The 16,073-nt window shown below is 70.5% G+C and carries 18 protein-coding genes; 9 read left to right on the top strand and 9 right to left on the bottom strand.

Annotated features, from left to right (window positions below):
- Positions 1–58: 58 nt before the first annotated feature.
- Together KHP12_RS13360 and KHP12_RS13355 are read right to left on the bottom strand one after the other, a co-directional pair.
- Entirely contained in the window at positions 59–304 is a 246-nt protein-coding gene (locus KHP12_RS13360) for a DUF397 domain-containing protein (protein WP_211832985.1), read from the bottom strand.
- Positions 301–1,140, bottom strand: coding sequence for a helix-turn-helix domain-containing protein (locus tag KHP12_RS13355; protein WP_211832984.1), 840 nt, complete (start codon positions 1,138–1,140; stop codon positions 301–303). Before KHP12_RS13355 ends, KHP12_RS13360 begins: the two co-directional genes overlap by 4 nt.
- A 166-nt stretch (positions 1,141–1,306) precedes the next feature.
- Here KHP12_RS13355 and KHP12_RS13350 point away from each other — a divergent pair, with 166 nt between their 5' ends.
- Positions 1,307–1,780, top strand: coding sequence for an ATP-binding protein (locus KHP12_RS13350; RefSeq protein ID WP_211832983.1), 474 nt, complete (start codon positions 1,307–1,309; stop codon positions 1,778–1,780).
- Between the two features lie 78 nt (positions 1,781–1,858).
- Here KHP12_RS13350 and KHP12_RS13345 read toward each other — a convergent pair whose 3' ends face one another.
- The 3 genes from KHP12_RS13345 to KHP12_RS13335 form a co-directional block, all read right to left on the bottom strand.
- Positions 1,859–4,009 carry an AIPR family protein gene (locus tag KHP12_RS13345; RefSeq protein WP_211832982.1) on the bottom strand — a complete coding sequence of 717 codons (2,151 nt, stop codon included), beginning with the start codon at positions 4,007–4,009 and terminating at the stop codon, positions 1,859–1,861.
- 131 nt (positions 4,010–4,140) lie between these two features.
- Positions 4,141–4,374: a hypothetical protein gene (locus KHP12_RS13340; RefSeq protein WP_211832981.1), complete on the bottom strand. Its 234-nt coding sequence runs from the start codon at positions 4,372–4,374 to the stop codon at positions 4,141–4,143.
- Positions 4,375–4,447: 73 nt separating this feature from the next.
- On the bottom strand, positions 4,448–5,164 hold the full coding sequence (locus KHP12_RS13335; RefSeq protein ID WP_211832980.1) for an SDR family NAD(P)-dependent oxidoreductase: 717 nt from the start codon (positions 5,162–5,164) through the stop codon (positions 4,448–4,450).
- Positions 5,165–5,229: 65 nt separating this feature from the next.
- On the opposite strand from KHP12_RS13335, the gene KHP12_RS13330 reads away from it, so the two are divergent.
- From KHP12_RS13330 to KHP12_RS13315, 4 genes are all read left to right on the top strand, one after another.
- Positions 5,230–5,799, top strand: coding sequence for a MarR family winged helix-turn-helix transcriptional regulator (locus KHP12_RS13330; protein WP_211832979.1), 570 nt, complete (start codon positions 5,230–5,232; stop codon positions 5,797–5,799).
- A gap of 92 nt (positions 5,800–5,891) precedes the next feature.
- Complete coding sequence (locus tag KHP12_RS13325; protein WP_086885216.1) at positions 5,892–7,088, top strand: argininosuccinate synthase; 1,197 nt, start codon at positions 5,892–5,894, stop codon at positions 7,086–7,088.
- Between the two features lie 113 nt (positions 7,089–7,201).
- Positions 7,202–8,632 (top strand): argininosuccinate lyase, encoded by a 1,431-nt coding sequence (gene argH, locus KHP12_RS13320; protein WP_211832978.1) that lies wholly within the window; start codon positions 7,202–7,204, stop codon positions 8,630–8,632.
- Between the two features lie 38 nt (positions 8,633–8,670).
- Positions 8,671–9,660, top strand: coding sequence for an aldo/keto reductase (locus KHP12_RS13315; protein WP_211832977.1), 990 nt, complete (start codon positions 8,671–8,673; stop codon positions 9,658–9,660).
- A 215-nt stretch (positions 9,661–9,875) separates the two neighbouring features.
- Here the strand turns inward: KHP12_RS13315 and KHP12_RS13310 are convergent, their stop codons facing one another.
- Positions 9,876–10,682 (bottom strand): alpha/beta fold hydrolase, encoded by an 807-nt coding sequence (locus KHP12_RS13310; RefSeq protein WP_240813324.1) that lies wholly within the window; start codon positions 10,680–10,682, stop codon positions 9,876–9,878.
- Between the two features lie 233 nt (positions 10,683–10,915).
- Positions 10,916–11,548: a lysophospholipid acyltransferase family protein gene (locus KHP12_RS13305; RefSeq protein ID WP_246643536.1), complete on the bottom strand. Its 633-nt coding sequence runs from the start codon at positions 11,546–11,548 to the stop codon at positions 10,916–10,918.
- Between the two features lie 304 nt (positions 11,549–11,852).
- Between KHP12_RS13305 and KHP12_RS13300 the strand changes: the two genes are divergently transcribed.
- The 3 genes from KHP12_RS13300 to KHP12_RS13290 all read left to right on the top strand — a co-directional run bounded on the left by KHP12_RS13300 (position 11,853) and on the right by KHP12_RS13290 (position 14,306).
- Positions 11,853–13,016 carry a glycerophosphodiester phosphodiesterase gene (locus KHP12_RS13300; RefSeq protein ID WP_211832975.1) on the top strand — a complete coding sequence of 388 codons (1,164 nt, stop codon included), beginning with the start codon at positions 11,853–11,855 and terminating at the stop codon, positions 13,014–13,016.
- 141 nt (positions 13,017–13,157) lie between these two features.
- On the top strand, positions 13,158–13,679 hold the full coding sequence (locus KHP12_RS13295) for an RNA polymerase subunit sigma (RefSeq protein ID WP_086883060.1): 522 nt from the start codon (positions 13,158–13,160) through the stop codon (positions 13,677–13,679).
- A gap of 123 nt (positions 13,680–13,802) precedes the next feature.
- Positions 13,803–14,306 carry a GNAT family N-acetyltransferase gene (locus KHP12_RS13290; protein WP_037966064.1) on the top strand — a complete coding sequence of 168 codons (504 nt, stop codon included), beginning with the start codon at positions 13,803–13,805 and terminating at the stop codon, positions 14,304–14,306.
- Positions 14,307–14,357: 51 nt separating this feature from the next.
- Here the strand turns inward: KHP12_RS13290 and KHP12_RS13285 are convergent, their stop codons facing one another.
- The gene (locus tag KHP12_RS13285) at positions 14,358–14,882 is read right to left on the bottom strand and encodes a hypothetical protein (RefSeq protein ID WP_244202977.1); all 525 of its coding nucleotides are present in this window, start codon (positions 14,880–14,882) and stop codon (positions 14,358–14,360) included.
- A complete protein-coding gene (locus KHP12_RS13280) occupies positions 14,875–15,243 on the bottom strand; it encodes a hypothetical protein (RefSeq protein ID WP_020867132.1) in 369 nt (122 codons plus the stop codon). Before KHP12_RS13280 ends, KHP12_RS13285 begins: the two co-directional genes overlap by 8 nt.
- Positions 15,244–15,391: 148 nt before the next feature.
- Between KHP12_RS13280 and KHP12_RS13275 the strand changes: the two genes are divergently transcribed.
- Positions 15,392–16,039 carry an HAD-IA family hydrolase gene (locus KHP12_RS13275; protein WP_086883059.1) on the top strand — a complete coding sequence of 216 codons (648 nt, stop codon included), beginning with the start codon at positions 15,392–15,394 and terminating at the stop codon, positions 16,037–16,039.
- The last annotated feature ends 34 nt before the right edge of the window (positions 16,040–16,073 follow it).

The raw sequence follows: 16,073 nt of genomic DNA, 5'->3' as shown, positions 1-16,073 counted from the left end.
GGGCAAAGGTGCTTGCCCCGGAGCGGGCTTCCGGGGCAAGCACCTTTAGGTTGTACGGTCAGCTGCTCGCGGCGTATGCGACGAAGCTGGACCAGGCGGCGGGGGAGACGGCGAGCTGGGGGCCCTGCTTGTCCTTGGAGTCCCGGATGTGGACGGTGCCGGGGCAGGCGGCGACCTCGACACAAGCGTTGTCGAAGTCATTGCTGTGGCTGGACTTGCGCCAAGAGAGGGCGACTTCGACGCAGCTGTCGCCCTCGGAGCCGCTGTAGCTGCTCTTGAACCAGTCCAGCTCGGTGGTGCTCATAGCGCTCCTCGCTTTCGCTTCAACAGGCCCACGGAATCCGCCGGGCTGAGGGCCTGTGAGCGCATCTTGGCATACCGCTGGAGAAGCACGCTCACGTCTTTCCGGTCGGAGATCAGCTGACTGTGGCGTTGGCCTTCGATGTAGGCCAGCCATGTGTTGTCTGGCGTCTCCAGCAGCTGTACAGGTCCGTCGAGACCAGCGTGATCAGACTGGCGCAGCGACATGATCTGCAACTCGACGTTCCACAGTTCAACCCAGTTCAACAGATGGTCGATAAGTTCCTTGGTGACCTCGACGCCGCCCGTGTGCCGCTCAAGCAGTGCCTCCTCGATGATGAAGCTGAACGCGATTGGAGGCCTGCGGTGCAGGAGTTGTTGCCGTGCCAGTCGCGCGGTGACTCGCTGCTCGACCTGCTCCTCGTTGGGTGGTGGTGGCACGCTCAGGATGACGGCTCGCGCGTATGCCTCCGTCTGCAAGAGCCCGGGTACGACCCGGCACTCGTACGTGCACAAGGTGACCGCCTGCTCCTCCAGCCCCGCCCACTGCCGAAACCACGCCGCCAGCCCCGGTCGCCGGGCCAAGTGCCGCGCCGCTGCCCGCAGCACCCCGAAGGCGTCCAGTACGTCTTCCGCCCTCTCAACGAACTCCGTTTGCGGAAACCGGCGTCCCTGCTCGATCGATGCGAGTGTCTGGACCGAGTACTGAAGCAGCGGCGCAAGTTCCTCCTGGGTGAGTCCCGCCCGTTCTCGGAAGACCTTGACGATGGCCCCGAATGCCTTGAGGCTGTCCGAAGACTCCGGTTCGTTGTTGCCCGTGTTTCCCGCGCTGCCCGCCATCTCCGGCCACCTCCGGTGCACCCCGCTCTGAGCCTGACTATCTGCCCAACGCATCCATGGTCACGGTCGGTTACCCGTACTGTCCACTCTGGGTGCTCGTACGCTGACTCAGCGTACGAGTAGGTGAGCTGGTCACGTCCCTCGCGGAACCGTCACCTTGAGCCGCATGTCAGCTCAGCTACAGACCCCTCAAACGCCCGGCACCGTACACGTGTTCACTCAGCGGTTCAGCTCCACCCGCAAGGGCGCCCGGCTTGCCCGGCTTCTCGCCCTCCGTCAGCTCGACGAGTGGGGTTTCCCCTACCGAAGCGCGGAATCCGACACAGTCGCCGCGATCGTCGCGGAGCTGGCCGCCAATGCCGCCACGCACGGCCGCGTGCCCGGCAGGGACTTCGAGGTTCGCCTCACCCGCACCGCGCACGCGATTCGCATCGAAGTGGCCGACACCTTCACCGAAGCCGGACCGCCTACCGACCCCGCGCCGGTCGCCCCCGCACCGGACTCGGAGACCGGCCGTGGCCTTCTGCTGGTCGCGGCCCTCGCCGCCCGCTGGGGAGTCACCGACCGACTGGGGCCCGGCAAGACGGTCTGGGCGGAAGTCGATACCCGAGTGTCAAGCAGCGAGCCTCAATGCCGGTGATTTGTGGTGAGTATGAGACGGCGACACGCCGTCACTTCGGCGTGTCGCCGTCTCATACTCACCACAAACCCATGCCCCTCAGGCCGGTTCGCCCTCGGTCTCCTCCGCCGCGAGCATCTCCTGCCAGATCCGCTCGGCCAGGTCGACCAGGGTTCCACCATCCGGCAGCGCCCACTGCTTAGGGCCCTGGACGGCGCTCCATGCCTCGCGCCACTCGGCGCTTCGCCAGATCTGCTGGACGAGACCGGTCGGTGAGTAGCGCCGCCCGTCGGCTTCCCAGAGCAGCGGCTTGTTGCGGTCGTTGATCCAGGTCGCGAAGAAGCGCCGGGGGTCCGCGTTGAGCCAGTCCCCGATGGCCTGCTCCTCGACCTGGCTCGGGCGGTAGACCAGCCGGGTGCCGTCGTCGATGTGGCCGTGGTCCACGAGGAGCGGGATCGTACGGGGGCGTCGCTGCGGCCTGGTCGCCGGCCGCTGCTGGTATGCGGCCAGGTCGCGGGCGTCCGTCCCGCTGGAGAGCGCGTCCAGTACGCCGTTCACCAGCTGTCTGCAACGCGGCTCGCTCGCGAACGTGCTGGAGATGTAGCTGTTCTCGCCGAAGAGGTGATCCACCAGGGGGATGAGCTGAGCCAGCACCTCCGCCACCCGGTCCTCGACCTGGCCCAGGGCCGCTTCCCATGAGGAATCGGGCTCGTCGATACCCTCCGTCCCGATGCGCTGGAAGACGATGTGCGACACCAGAAAGCTGCTGGCGTCGGCGATGGACGCCGCACGCCCGGTGAGCGCGGCCCGCACCTCGTGGAGCGCCTCCCGCACCCGCCGCATGAGCTGCACGGAACGCCAGATTTGGTACGCGCTGGGCTGTCTGCCGAACAGCCGGGTGTACGCGCCCCGGGAGCCCCGCTCCCACAGGGATTCGCTGGATCCCTTGACCCGCACGGCCAAGGCCGGGTCGGTGTGCGCACACGCCAGGGCCGTGGCGGCTTCCAGGACCGAGCAGCCGGCCGACGGCGGCGGATCGAGCTCGCCGCGCCGGAACACATACTCCTTGTCGAGAGAGAGCTTGAAATCCTCGCGGATACGGCTCTGTACCTCATCGATGGCGATGAAGTCGCGGCGCTCCATGTGATTCTGGGTGTTCGTGGCCTCGGTGATGTCCCGGTCGAACCCCTCGGGGCTGTCCTTCACGGAAATGATCCGGACGGTGACGTAGGCGTCGGCCACGGCCTCGGGGTTCTGCTCGAAGGCGCGGTGGGCCGAGGTGACCGTCTGGGCGCCGTTGACCACGCTGGCATCGGTGAGCTCGAGGCGCACCGGTTCGCCCACCGCCCGCTTGGCGAAGAAGTGTTCCGTGATGGAGCCGCAGATCACGGTGATGCCGTTGTGGAGATACCAGAAGTTCTGCGGGTCCTTGGTCAGGCTCTCCACGAGGACCTGGTTGACACTGGTCAGCCCCAGCGACGTGCGGACGTTGCGGTCGTAGAGGGCGTCCCCCTTCTCGCCGTACCATCGCGCGAGCTCGTCGGCCGCGACCAGGCCGTAGTAAGCCTTGTAGGGGGTGTCGCGGTGATGCCACCCGGTGGCCATCGTGGCACTGAGGCTGATGGGTTGCGGCGCGATGTCCTCCCGCACCGCCTGATGGAACTCGGCGCTGCTCATCACCTGGTGCTCGATCGTGCGGCCGAAACCCTCGAAGTCCTGGCGTGCCTCGTCGAGGATGTCCACGGTCTCGGTCGAGAGTCTGCCGTCTCCCATGACGGCGACGACCAGGACCACCTTGCAGGTGTGGCTGTTGAGGACCGACTGCACTCGGTCCGCGAGGCGCTGGAACCGCTCGTTGAACTGATCGAAGTCCCGGTTGTCGAGCTTCTTGAGGCCGCGGACCAGCTTGTTGGCCGCCTCGGTGTTGAAGCCGGCGGTGCCCTTGTCGCTCCACTTGGCCTGGATCAGCCACATCTCGGTGGCTGCCGCGGAGAAGGCGACCGCGTCGATGCCGAAGTCGTGTTCTCCGTCGATGACGGTGGCCGCGGCCTCCTCGGGCGTGCAGTCGGTCAGTCGGCGGGCGGCTTTGGCCGCCAGCGCCCTGGAGAGGAAGGCCCTTTGCCGCTCAACGGGGTCCGGATGCGTGATGTCGTCAACGTTGATGAGCCCGTCGAACTCGCGGAGCAGGGCTTCGCGTACCTGATGAACCTCCCGAGGAATCCTTCGGCCGCCCCGCGTGTTGCCGCTCATGCCCACCCCTGATCACGTTCCGTCTCGAAGGTCTCCACATGGTAAGGGGATCGACGGTGGCAGGGCGGGAAGTGGTCAGCGTGCGTTCTGGTTCCGTACGTCGGTCCAGGCGGCCTGGATCTAGATGGACGTCACCGATGGTGGAACTTGATCGGATAGGACACCGTTGAGCGCGGTTCGGGCCGCTTCTTGGTGCCCTTCCCGTCGCCCTTCTTTCCGTCGTCCTTCTCGAAGTGGATGGGGTACCGGGCCGTCTGATGCGGATGCGGCGATTTGTCGTCGCGGGTGTTGCCGTCACCGTGGTTGTTGATCCACAGGACCCCGACCACGAATGCGCCGAGCACCATCATCTGCTTCTTCTGCACCGGCCCCGACTCCCCCTCGGTCTGCGCTCCCCGCCCCGCCATGGTCTCAGCCCGGCGGCCGGATGGGCAGGTGCTACCGCGTGGTGAAAGCGCCTCCGTTGACGTGAACGGTCTGGCCGGTGATGTGCCGCGCGCCGGGCGAGGCGAGGAAGAAGGCGGTCTGCGCGATGTCCCAGACAGTGCCCGCACGCTTGTTGTGGGTCTCCGCCACGAGCGCGGCGCGGCGTTCGTCGGTCATCCGGCCCTGGAAGAAGTTCGTACCGGCGATGAAGCCCGCGGAGATGACATTGCAGGTGACGCCCTTCGGCGCGAGCTCGGCGGAGGTCGAGGCGTTCCACGCGGCCAGGGCGGCCTTCGCCGCGCCGTACGAGCCGCCCCGGCGCTCGGCGCCGATCGAACCGATGCTGATGACGGAACCGCCGCCGGTCAGCTTCTCCTGGACCGAGGCGGTGGTCAGCACCGCGGTGAGCAGGTTCTGGGACAGGCTGCTGTGCCACTGGGCGAGCAGCTCGTCCAGGGGCGAGAGGCCGTCGGACGCCGCCTCGGGCAGTCCGCCGGCCGCGTTGACCAGGACGTCCAGCTCGCCGAGCCGGTCGGCGAGGGCGGCGACCCGCTCGGGGGAGCCGGCGTCACAGACGACGCCGTGCGCCCCCGTCTCCTTGGCGGTCTGTTCGACGGTGTCGGGGTGGCGGCCGGTGATGAAGACCTCCGCCTGGTCGGCGATGAACGCCTCCGCGATGGCGCGGCCGATGCCGCTGGTGCCACCGGTGATGAGCACGGTCCGGCTCACAAGTCCTCCTCCGCTCAGCTACGTTTAGGTCTAAACGTAACTCATGGCGACAGGAGAACGCATCCATGGCCGACCCCGACCCCACCCCCGATGTCCCCGAGCCCGGTGCCTATGGCTCGTCGGAGGAGCCCGGGGCCGTCCACTCCGCCGCGGACATCGCCGCGGCCTGGCAGCGGGAGCGCCCGGGTGCCCCCACGGAGTCGATCGAGATCGTCACCCCCATCTGGTGGCTGGGAAAGCTCTTCGCCGACGACCGCGACCGGGCGCTGCGCGCGGCGGGGATCGACGCGGCCACCCTCGATCTGCTGTCCGTCATCCGCCGCTCCGGCCCGCCCTACGCCCTGAGCACGCGCGAGATCGCCCGCCGGACCATGGTGACCGCCGGAGCGATCTCGCAGCGCGTCGCCCGGGCCGAGCGGGACGGCCTCGTCGTGCGCAGACCCGGGACCACCGGCCGGCGCACCGTCCTGGTGTGTCTGACGGCCGAGGGGCACGCCCTCATCGAGCGGTCCGTCGACACCGTGCTCGGCCGCGAGGCCAGGCTGGTGCGCGGCCTGTCGGACGAGGAGCGCACGGTGCTCGCCGGGCTGCTGGACAGGCTGATGGCGGACGTCCGGCGGCGTACGGAGCGGTGACCGGGTGAGGGCCCGGAGCCCGCCGCTTTGACGAAACATACGGTCCAGTGCATAATCATGCAGAGAAGCGCATGGATCGTAAGGAGGCACCCGTGACCGAGCGCGTCGTACTCGCCTACTCGGGCGGCCTGGACACCTCCGTCGCCATCGGCTGGATCGCCGAGGAGACGGGTGCCGAGGTCATCGCCGTCGCCGTGGACGTCGGTCAGGGCGGTGAGGACCTGGACGTCATCCGCAAGCGCGCGCTCGCCTGCGGGGCGGTCGAGGCGGAGGTCGCGGACGCCAAGGACGAGTTCGCCGAGGAGTACTGCCTTCCGGCGATCAAGGCCAACGCGCTGTACATGGACCGGTACCCGCTGGTCTCCGCGCTGTCCCGGCCGACCATCGTCAAGCACCTGGTGGCCGCCGCCCGCAAGCACGGCGCCGGGACCGTCGCCCACGGCTGCACCGGCAAGGGGAACGACCAGGTGCGGTTCGAGGCCGGTATCTCCTCCCTCGCCCCCGATCTGACCTGCATCGCGCCGGTCCGGGACTACGCGATGACCCGGGACAGGGCGATCGCCTTCTGCGAGGCCAAGGGCCTGCCGATCGCGACCAGCAAGAAGTCCCCGTACTCGATCGACCAGAACGTCTTCGGGCGGGCCGTGGAGACCGGCTTCCTCGAGGACATCTGGAACGCGCCGATCGAGGACGTCTACGAGTACACCTCCAACCCGGCCGCTCCGCGCGAGGCCGACGAGGTGGTCATCACCTTCGACAAGGGCGTCCCCGTCGCGATCGACGGCGAGCGCGTCACCGTGCTCCAGGCCATCCAGCGGCTGAACGAGCGGGCGGGCGCCCAGGGCGTCGGCCGGATCGACATGGTCGAGGACCGGCTGGTGGGCATCAAGTCGCGGGAGGTCTACGAGGCCCCCGGCGCCATCGCGCTGATCACCGCCCACCAGGAGCTGGAGGCCGTCACCGTCGAGCGCGAGCTGGCCCGCTACAAGCGGCAGGTCGAGCAGCGCTGGGGCGAGCTGGTCTACGACGGCCTGTGGTTCTCACCGCTCAAGCGGGCCCTGGACGGATTCATCGCCGAGGCGAACGAGCAGGTGTCCGGCGAGATCCGGATGACCCTGCACGGCGGCCGGGCCGTCGTCACCGGACGGAAGTCGCAGGCGTCGCTCTACGACTTCCACCTGGCGACCTACGACACCGGCGACACCTTCGACCAGTCGCTGTCCAAGGGCTTCATCGAGATCTTCGGCATGTCCAGCAAGATCGCCGCGAAGCGGGATCTCCAGCAGTAGCCTGCCTACCAGCGTCAAGCCCGCGTACCCGACGTACGCGACGCGTCACGAGCCGCCTCCCCGCCCCGCGGCGGGGAGGCGGTCGCACACCCACAGCCGACAGGAGCAACAGCGTGAGCAACGGCAACAGCGGCGACGTCCGGCTCTGGGGCGGCCGCTTCGCCGACGGCCCGTCCGAGGCACTGGAGAAGCTCAGCGCCTCCGTGCACTTCGACTGGCGCCTGGCGCCGTACGACATCGCCGGATCCCGCGCCCACGCCCGGGTGCTGCACACGGCGGGGCTGCTTAACCCCGATGAGCTGGAGCGGATGCTGGCGGGCCTGGACCGGCTGGAGGCCGATGTCGCCTCCGGCGACTTCACCGGCACCATCGCCGACGAGGACGTCCACACCGCCCTGGAGCGCGGACTGCTGGAGCGGCTGGGCCCGGACCTCGGCGGCAAGCTGCGGGCCGGACGGTCCCGGAACGACCAGATCGCCACCCTCTTCCGGATGTATCTGCGCGACCACGCCCGGATCGTCGGCGGGCTGATCGCCGACCTCCAGCAGGCCCTGGTGGGGCTCGCGGAGGCGCATCCGGACGTCGCGATGCCCGGCCGTACGCACCTCCAGCACGCCCAGCCGGTGCTCTTCGCCCACCATGTCCTCGCCCATGTCCAGGCGCTGTCCCGGGACGCGGAGCGGCTGCGGCAGTGGGACGAGCGCACCGCCGTCTCGCCGTACGGCTCCGGCGCGCTGGCCGGGTCCTCGCTGGGTCTCGACCCGCAGGCGGTCGCGGCCGACCTCGGCTTCGAGCGGGGCTCGTCCGCCAACTCGCTCGACGGCACGGCCTCCCGTGACTTCGTCGCCGAGTTCGCGTTCATCACCGCCATGATCGGCGTCGATCTGTCGCGGATCGCGGAGGAGATCATCCTCTGGAACACGAAGGAGTTCTCCTTCGTGACCCTCCACGACGCCTTCTCCACCGGCTCCTCGATCATGCCGCAGAAGAAGAACCCGGACATCGCGGAGCTCGCCCGCGGCAAGTCCGGCCGGCTGATCGGCAACCTCACCGGGCTGCTGGCCACGCTCAAGGCCCTGCCGCTCGCGTACAACCGCGACCTCCAGGAGGACAAGGAGCCGGTCTTCGACTCCTGCGACCAGCTGGAGGTGCTGCTCCCGGCCTTCACCGGGATGATGGCCACGCTGACCGTCAACCGCGAGCGCATGGAGGAGCTGGCCCCGGCCGGGTTCTCGCTGGCCACCGACATCGCCGAATGGCTGGTGCGGCAGGGTGTGCCGTTCCGGGTGGCACACGAGGTCGCGGGGGAATGCGTCAAGGAGTGCGAGCGGACGGGCATCGAGCTCGACCAGCTCACCGACGAGCAGTTCGCCAAGATCTCGCCGCATCTGACGCCCGAGGTCCGCGGCGTCCTCAATGTGCAGGGCGCGCTGGCCGCGCGCGGCGGCCGCGGCGGCACCGCCCCCGTGGCGGTGCGGGCCCAGCTCGCGGAGGTCAAGGAGGACCTGGCCGCCCAGTACGCGTGGGCGGGCGCCAAGCGCTGACAGCGACGGACCGAAAGGGAGAGGTGGGGACACGGAGCATGGGCGTCGGACGACTCGCGGAGATCGCGGCCCCCGGGGCGGGGGCGGCCCGGATCGGGCTCGGCCTGGCCGCGGTCGGCCGCCCCGCCTACATCAACCTCGGCCGGGACCGTGACCTCCCGGCCGAGCGCCCGGTCGAGGTGATGCGGCGGCGCAGCCATGAGCTGCTGGACGCCGCGTACGCCGCCGGGGTGCGCTATCTGGACGCGGCGCGCTCCTACGGCCGGGCCGAGGAGTTCCTCGCCGACTGGCTGCTGGAGCGCCCGGACGCCGCGCGGGACGTGGTCGTCGGCTCCAAGTGGGGCTATACGTATGTCGCCGAGTGGCGTACGGACGCCGAGACCCACGAGGTCAAGGACCATGGCGTCGAGACCTTCGAGCGCCAGCGCGAGCTGACCGACGCGCTGCTCGGCGACCGGCTGGACCTCTACCAGATCCACTCGGTGACCCCCGAGAGCCCGGCCCTCACCGACCCCGGGCTGCACGCGCGGCTGGCCGGGCTGGCCGCGGAGGGCGTGACGGTCGGCGTGTCCACCAGCGGCCCACGCCAGGCCGAGGCGATCCGCGCCGCGCTGGCCGTGGAGGTCGACGGCCGGCCGCTCTTCCGTACCGTCCAGTCCACCTACAACCTGCTGGAGCCCTCGGCCGGGGCGGCGCTGGCCGAGGCCCATGCGGCGGGCCGGGCGGTCATCGTCAAGGAGGCCGTGGCCAATGGCCGGCTCACCGCGGCGGCCGAGCGGCTTCCGGAGGCCCTGCGCCGGGTGACCGAGGAGACGGGTGCCACTCCGGACGCCGTCGCGCTGGCCGCGGTGCTGCACCGCCCCTGGGTGACGGTCGTCCTCTCCGGCGCCGCCACGACCGACCAGCTGCGGTCCAACCTGGCCGCCGCCGACCTCCGCCTGGACGAGTCCCGGCTGGCCCAGCTGGAGGAACTGGCCGAACCTGCGGAGACCTACTGGCGGCACCGCTCGGAGCTGCCCTGGGCTTGACGGCTCGCCGTCAAGCCCGGCCGGCGATTGGTCTGGGGCGGAGCCCCGCCTTCCAGCCCCTCCAGGGGGCACCTCCCAGCGGTAGCTGGGGGAGATTGAGGAGCGGGGTCTGGGGCGGAGCCCCAGTTGAGGGAAGGGGCGGGGAGGGGGGAAGCACCGATATGCGGCTCCGCCGCGTGGCCCGCCGCAGGCGTACGCGTACCGCCGGGCACCCGCTACAGCAGGCTCAGGAACGAACGGACCGCGCGGGTGTACGGCCGGGGCGCGTCGTCATGGATCCAGTGACCGCACCCGGCGAACTCGCGGAGCCGCGTGTTGGGGCGGCGGGTGGCCATCTCGTGGGCATGGCCCGGCGGCAGCAGCGAGCTGTGCTCGCCGCGCATCAGCAGCGCGGGGCAGGACGAGCCCAGCCAGTCGTCCCAGAAGTCACCGCACATCGCCTGCTGGGACGCCATCATATGGCTGGGCTCGAACAGCAGCCGCCAGCCGCCCGATTGCGGGTCCGGCTCGGCGCTGTCCAGGAAGTACGAGGCGTCCGGGATGCCCCGGGACTCTATGGCGGCGCGCAGCTTCTCCCGGTCCACGGCCCAGGTCGGCCACCCGGAGACATCGAGCACCGGATGGCTGACCACCGGACGGTCCGTCACCGCGCCGATGTCCTCGACGACGAGCGCGCTCACCAGATCCGGATGGCGGGCGGCCAGCGCGTACGCGCCGACCGCGCCGGTGGAGTGGGCGACGACCGGGACCGGGCCGAGGTCCAGCTCCCGCAGCAGCGCGGCGGCGTCGGCCACGTACTCGTCCAGCGTGAAGGGGCCACCGCCGCCGGTCAGCCCGTGCCCCCGCTGATCGAGGGCGATCACCCGCCGTTCGGGGGCGAGCGCGGCGGCCAGCGGCGCATACATCCGGCCCCGGCCGAAGTGGCCGTGCAGGGCCAGGACCGGGTCGCCCGGTCCGCCGAAATCGGTCACGGCGAACCGCCGACCGCGCAGCATCACGAAGTCGGGGGAGGGCACGGTCATCGTGGTCACTCGCGGCACCATAGTGGCCGTGCCCGGTGGTGACCAGCGGGTAGCGGAATCAGATCTTCCGCACATCTGGTGATCCACGACACCGGCCGGAGCGTCGGCTCACCGGTGCGCGAGACAGCCGTGTTGCCCGAACGTACGGCGCCCGGCCGCTCGCCCGGACACAGAACCGCGGCGGTCCGAACACCGGACCGCCGCGGTTCGCCCGAAACACCAGGCGTCAGCCGTTATGCGGCCGACTTCGCCTTCGTGGCGTAAATGTCCACGTACTCCTGCCCCGACAGCCGCATGACCTCGCTCATCACCTCGTCGGTCACGGCCCGCAGCACATAGCGGTCGCGGTCCATGCCCTCGTAGCGGGTGAACTCCAGCGGCTTGCCGAAGCGGACCTCGACCTTGCCCGGCCGCGGCAGCCCCTTGCCGCCCGGCTGGATCCGGTCGGTCCCGATCATCGCGAACGGCACCACGGGCGCGCCGGTCATCAGCGCGAGGCGGGCGATACCGGTGCGGCCGCGGTAGAGGCGGCCGTCGGGGGAGCGGGTGCCCTCGGGGTAGATGCCGAAGACCCTGCCCTCCTCCAGCACCCGGCGCCCCGTCATCAGCGCCGCCACGCCGCCGCGTCCGCCGTCCCGGTCCACCGGGATCATGCCGACGCCGGTGAAGAACCAGGCCATCAGCCGGCCCTTGAGGCCCTTGCCCGTGACGTACTCGTCCTTGCCGATGAAGAAGACCTGACGGTCACAGACCAGCGGCAGGATCATCGAGTCGATGAAGGTGAGATGGTTCCCGGCGAGGATCACCGGGCCCGAGCCCGGAATGCCCTCGGCCCCCTCGACCCGTGGGCGGAACATCAGGCGCATCAGCGGACCGAGTACTGCCTTCAGAAACGCGAATCGGGACACGGGCCCTCCGGTCGGGGTCAAGGTCTGGGACGCAACCGTGTACGGTCCGTCAACCTCGTACCGCACCAGAGCGCCGATGAGGACGATACTCGCCGGTCGCGCTCCGGCGCACACCAGGTTCACCCACCTGGTACGTCGTGTTGACCCACGTTCCCCACGCGTTTCACCCGATGTCTCCCGTAGGAAAGCCGCCCACGCCTACCATCAGGCCGTTCTCTGACGGGATTTGACAGGTGTTGAACACCACATCAAGGAGTGCTGCATGGAGCGGGAGCAGAAGCCCGGACGGCGCGCCCTGCTGGGGGCCGCGGCCCTCGGTGCGGGAGCGATGGCGCTGAGCGGTGCGGGCACGGCGACGGCCGCGGAGACGCAGACCGCGCCGGGCGCGGCCGCGGGAACGTCCGGCCGGGGCCATGAGCTGCCGGTTCCCACCGTGATCGGCCACCGCGGCGCCAGCGGCTACCGGCCCGAGCACACTTTCGGCTCGTACCAGCTCGCCCTGGACATGGGCGCGGACATCATCGAGCAGGACCTGGTCCCCACCAAGGACGGCCATCTGGTCTGCCGCCACGAGAACGACATCACGGCCACCACGGATGTCTCCGCCCACCCGGAGTTCGCCGACCGCAAGACCACCAAGACGGTCGACGGCACCAAGCTCACCGGCTGGTTCACCGAGGACTTCACCCTCGCCGAGCTGAAGACGCTGCGCGCCAAGGAGCGCATCCCGGGCAACCGCCAGCGCAACACCCTCTACGACGGCCGCTGGGAGGTGCCCACCTTCGAAGAGGTGCTCCAGTGGGCCGAGCGCGAGGGCCGCGAGCGCGGCCGCCGGATCTGGCTGTACGTGGAGACCAAGCACCCCACCTACTTCCGCAAGCTCGGCCTCGGTCTCGAGGAGCGGGTGGCCAAGCTGCTCCGCCGCTACGGCCGCCACCGCAAGGACTCGGCGCTGTTCCTCCAGTCCTTCGAGCCCAGCAGCATCCAGCGGCTGCGCAAGCTGGTGGACACCCCGGCCGTCGTGCTGCTGTCCACCATCAACAGCCGGCCCTGGGACTTCGTCGAGGCGAACGACCCGCGGACGGTCGCGGACCTGGTCAAGCCCGAGGGGCTCAAGTGGATCGCGAGCTACGCCCAGGGCATCGGCCCCGATCTGTCGGTCATCATCCCCCGGACGCCGGACGGCAAGCTGGGCACGCCGACCAGCGTGGTGAAGGACGCGCACGCGGCGGGGCTGATCCTGCACCCGTACACCATGCGCAACGAGAACACCTTCCTCCCGGCCGACTTCCGCCGCGGCAGCGACCCCAACGCCTACGGTGACGCTTTCGGGGCGTTCAAGGCATACTTCGCGACCGGAATCGACGGCATCTTCTCCGACAACGCGGACACCGCGCTGCTCGCGGCGGCGGACTTCCGCAAGTGATCCGCCCGTAAGGCGAGTGATCCGTCCGTGAGAGGCGGCGGGGGCGCGCGAGCGTCAAGGCGCGGCCCCGCCGCTTCCCCGGTCGGGTGAGACCACGGTCACTCGGCAACCACCCCACGACCGGCCCTCGTCCCGCCCGGCATGGACCTTGTGAAGCAGCTGGGCCCGTTGCTGGCCGCCGAAGCGGCGGCCGAGGCACACGGCGTCGGCGTCGAGCCCGCCGAACTCGAACAGGCCGTCTGGCTACGGCTGCTGGAACGCACCCGGGACACCGGACCGCCGCCCCACCCCGCCCGCTGGCTGCGCTGCGCCGTACGGGCCGAGGTGCGCGGGGCCAGGCGCCGGGCGCGCCGCGAGGTGCCGTACGACCCGGTGGCCGGCGGCCCGCCCAGCGGCCCCGAGCCGCGCCCGGCCGAACACGCCGTGCTGGCCGCGGAGACCCGCCGGGCGCTGCGCGCGGCGGTGCGGCGGCTGCCCGGGCGCTGCCCCGCGCTGCTCGCGGCGATGCTCTCCCGCGCCGATCCGACGTATCGCGAAATCGCCGGTCAGTTGGGAATGTCACAGGGCAGTCTGGGCCCGGTACGTTCCCGATGTCTGGGTTGCCTGCGCAGAATGCTCACGGCGGAGGTTGCGGCTCCTGAACCATGGGGAAAGGAGCGATAGACAACCGGCGCCTCGGAGGCGGACGTCGACCACGCGGCGCCTCCACCCAGGCCATGAACCCCCGGTCGCACTCCCACCCTCACCGCGGCCGGTGGACTGACGACATAGGGGAGGCATGCGCACATGGGCATGAGCGTGACCATCTCCGCGGCGACCGCGGACGACGCCGAGCAGATCCTGAAGCTCCAGTATCTGTGCTACCAGGCCGAGGCGGAGCTCTACGGCGACTATTCGATCGAACCGCTGACGCAGTCGCTCGACGACCTGCGCGCCGAACTGAGCGAGGGCTGTGTGCTCGTCGCCCGGCTCGGCGCGGAGGTCGTCGGCTCGGTCCGCGGAGTCGTCGACGACAAGGGGACCGCCGCCATCGCCAAGCTGATCGTCCACCCCCGGATGCAGCGGCACGGCCTGGGTGGACGGCTGCTCGCGGCGATCGAGGAGCGGCTCTCCGGGGAGCGGGCCGCCAAGCGGTACCGCCTGTTCACCGGCCATCGCAGCGAGGGCAATCTGCGGCTGTACCGCCGCTACGGCTACGCCCAGGTGGGCACCGAGGAGGTCAACCGCAGGCTGAGCCTGGTCACCCTGGAGAAGGACGCCACGGCCACGGCGTACGCCGCCAGCGCCTGACGCAGTCGACCGCCGGACGGGCTGACAGTCCAGCCCGTCCGGCAACCGAAGTCAGCCTCGCCGGGACCTTCGCAGCCACAGCAGGCCCGTGACCGGCAGGAAGACCGGGATGAACAGATAGCCCATCCCGTAGTCGGACCACACCGTCTGGTCCGGGAAGGCCGACGGGTCGGCGAGGGTCCAGGTGCCCACGGTCAGCACCCCCAGCAGCTCCAGCGCACAGCAGACGATCGCCGCCTTACGGGCGCCCTCGCCGCCGCGCACCAGCGAGACCGTGATGAACGCGTACACCACGGCGGAGACCGCCGAGAGGATGTAGGCGAGCGGGGCCTCCTGGTACTGCGCGATCAGCTGGTAGACCGAGCGGGACGCGGCGGCCACCGTGAAGACCCCGTAGAGCATCACCAGCAGCCGCCCCGGCCCCTGACCGAGCCCGGTGCGCGCGGCGGACTCCGGTTTCCCGGTCGCCCTCTCGGCTTTCCCGGTCGCCTTCTCGTCCGCTTTCCCGGTCGCCCTCTCGGCCGCTTTCCCGGCCGCCGGGTCCTCGGTCATCGACGCCTCCCGTGATTCAGCCACCGACGCCTCCCCAGATGTCGTAGAGCCGCACCTCGAGCACGGCCAGCACCACGGCCGCCGCGGAGACCGTCGCCGACCCCCAGCGGGTCCGCTCCGTCAGCGACATGAACGCCGCGATCGGCACCGCGAGCGCCGAGCCGATGAGATACGCCACGAAGATGGCCACGCCCTGCTGGGGGTCGGCCCCGCCCGCCAGCCGCACCACTCCTATGACCAGCTGCACGATCGCCAGCAGGGCCACCACGGCCATGCCGATGAAGTGCCAGTCCTTGGTCGGCTGGTCCCGGTAGGCGGCGAAGCCGCACCACGCGGCGAGGAGGAGCGCGGTCACACCGAGCGCGACCGTCAGCGCGTCGATCAACGGGACCTCCGCGCCGTGCGGCGGCGCACCCGACGGCGGCGCACACAGGGAGTGACAAGCATGGGACGAGGGTAATCGGCCCGGCCCGGCGCACTGCGCTCGGCCCCGCGCCCGAGGGCCTCCGCCGGCCCCACGTACGCTGCGGCTCATGAAGATCTCCGCTGACGCGCTGTTGTTCGACAACGACGGAACCCTCGTCTCGTCCCTGGACTCGGTCCTGCGCTGCTGGACCCGCTGGGCCGAGGAGCAGGGGATCGCGGCGGAGGACTTCGCCCGGGTCGAGCTGCACGGCCGTCCGGCCGACGACATCATCGCCGAGCTGCTGCCCGCCGACCGCGCCGCGCGGGCCCGGGCGCGCATCGACGAGCTGGAGCTGGCGGACGTACCGGGCGGGGTGAAGCTGCTCCCCGGCGCCGCCGAGCTGCTGGCGGGGCTGCCCGCCGGGCGCTGGGCCGTGGTGACCTCCGCCTACCGCGAGCTGGCCGAGGCCCGTCTGGCGGAGGTGGCGATCCGTCCCGGGACGCTGATCAGCGCCGATGACATCACCCGTGGCAAGCCGCACCCCGAGCCGTTCCTGCTGGCCGCCGAGCGGCTCGGAGTCGACCCGGCACGCTGTGTGGTCTTCGAGGACGCCCCGGCCGGGCTCGCGGCGGGCCGCGCGGCCGGGATGCGGACCGTGGCATTGGCCACAACGACCGACCGGGCAGAGCTGGTCGCCGATGTCGTGGTCGAGGACCTGTCGGCCGTGTCCGCACGGGTCTCCGACGGGGGAGTGGAGATCACCTGCCGGGTCTGAACCGGCTCCGGGCCACCCCGCCACCTGTCCACGG

The organism is Streptomyces asiaticus (genome assembly GCF_018138715.1).
Taxonomy (GTDB): Bacteria; Actinomycetota; Actinomycetes; order Streptomycetales; family Streptomycetaceae; genus Streptomyces; species Streptomyces asiaticus.
This window is presented reverse-complemented; position numbering and strand designations above follow the sequence as displayed.

What these genes read in the sequence shown, in the direction of transcription:
- KHP12_RS13350 (WP_211832983.1), top strand. Translation starts at nt 1,307, where the DNA reads ATGTCAGCTCAGCTACAGACCCCTCAAACGCCCGGCACCGTACACGTG.
- KHP12_RS13295 (WP_086883060.1), top strand. Translation starts at nt 13,158, where the DNA reads ATGGACCTTGTGAAGCAGCTGGGCCCGTTGCTGGCCGCCGAAGCGGCG.
- KHP12_RS13290 (WP_037966064.1), top strand. Translation starts at nt 13,803, where the DNA reads ATGGGCATGAGCGTGACCATCTCCGCGGCGACCGCGGACGACGCCGAG.
- KHP12_RS13315 (WP_211832977.1), top strand. Translation starts at nt 8,671, where the DNA reads ATGGGCGTCGGACGACTCGCGGAGATCGCGGCCCCCGGGGCGGGGGCG.
- KHP12_RS13275 (WP_086883059.1), top strand. Translation starts at nt 15,392, where the DNA reads ATGAAGATCTCCGCTGACGCGCTGTTGTTCGACAACGACGGAACCCTC.
- KHP12_RS13360 (WP_211832985.1), bottom strand. Translation starts at nt 304, where the DNA reads ATGAGCACCACCGAGCTGGACTGGTTCAAGAGCAGCTACAGCGGCTCC.
- KHP12_RS13300 (WP_211832975.1), top strand. Translation starts at nt 11,853, where the DNA reads ATGGAGCGGGAGCAGAAGCCCGGACGGCGCGCCCTGCTGGGGGCCGCG.
- KHP12_RS13305 (WP_246643536.1), bottom strand. Translation starts at nt 11,548, where the DNA reads ATGCGCCTGATGTTCCGCCCACGGGTCGAGGGGGCCGAGGGCATTCCG.
- KHP12_RS13355 (WP_211832984.1), bottom strand. Translation starts at nt 1,140, where the DNA reads ATGGCGGGCAGCGCGGGAAACACGGGCAACAACGAACCGGAGTCTTCG.
- KHP12_RS13310 (WP_240813324.1), bottom strand. Translation starts at nt 10,682, where the DNA reads ATGACCGTGCCCTCCCCCGACTTCGTGATGCTGCGCGGTCGGCGGTTC.
- KHP12_RS13345 (WP_211832982.1), bottom strand. Translation starts at nt 4,009, where the DNA reads ATGAGCGGCAACACGCGGGGCGGCCGAAGGATTCCTCGGGAGGTTCAT.
- KHP12_RS13330 (WP_211832979.1), top strand. Translation starts at nt 5,230, where the DNA reads ATGGCCGACCCCGACCCCACCCCCGATGTCCCCGAGCCCGGTGCCTAT.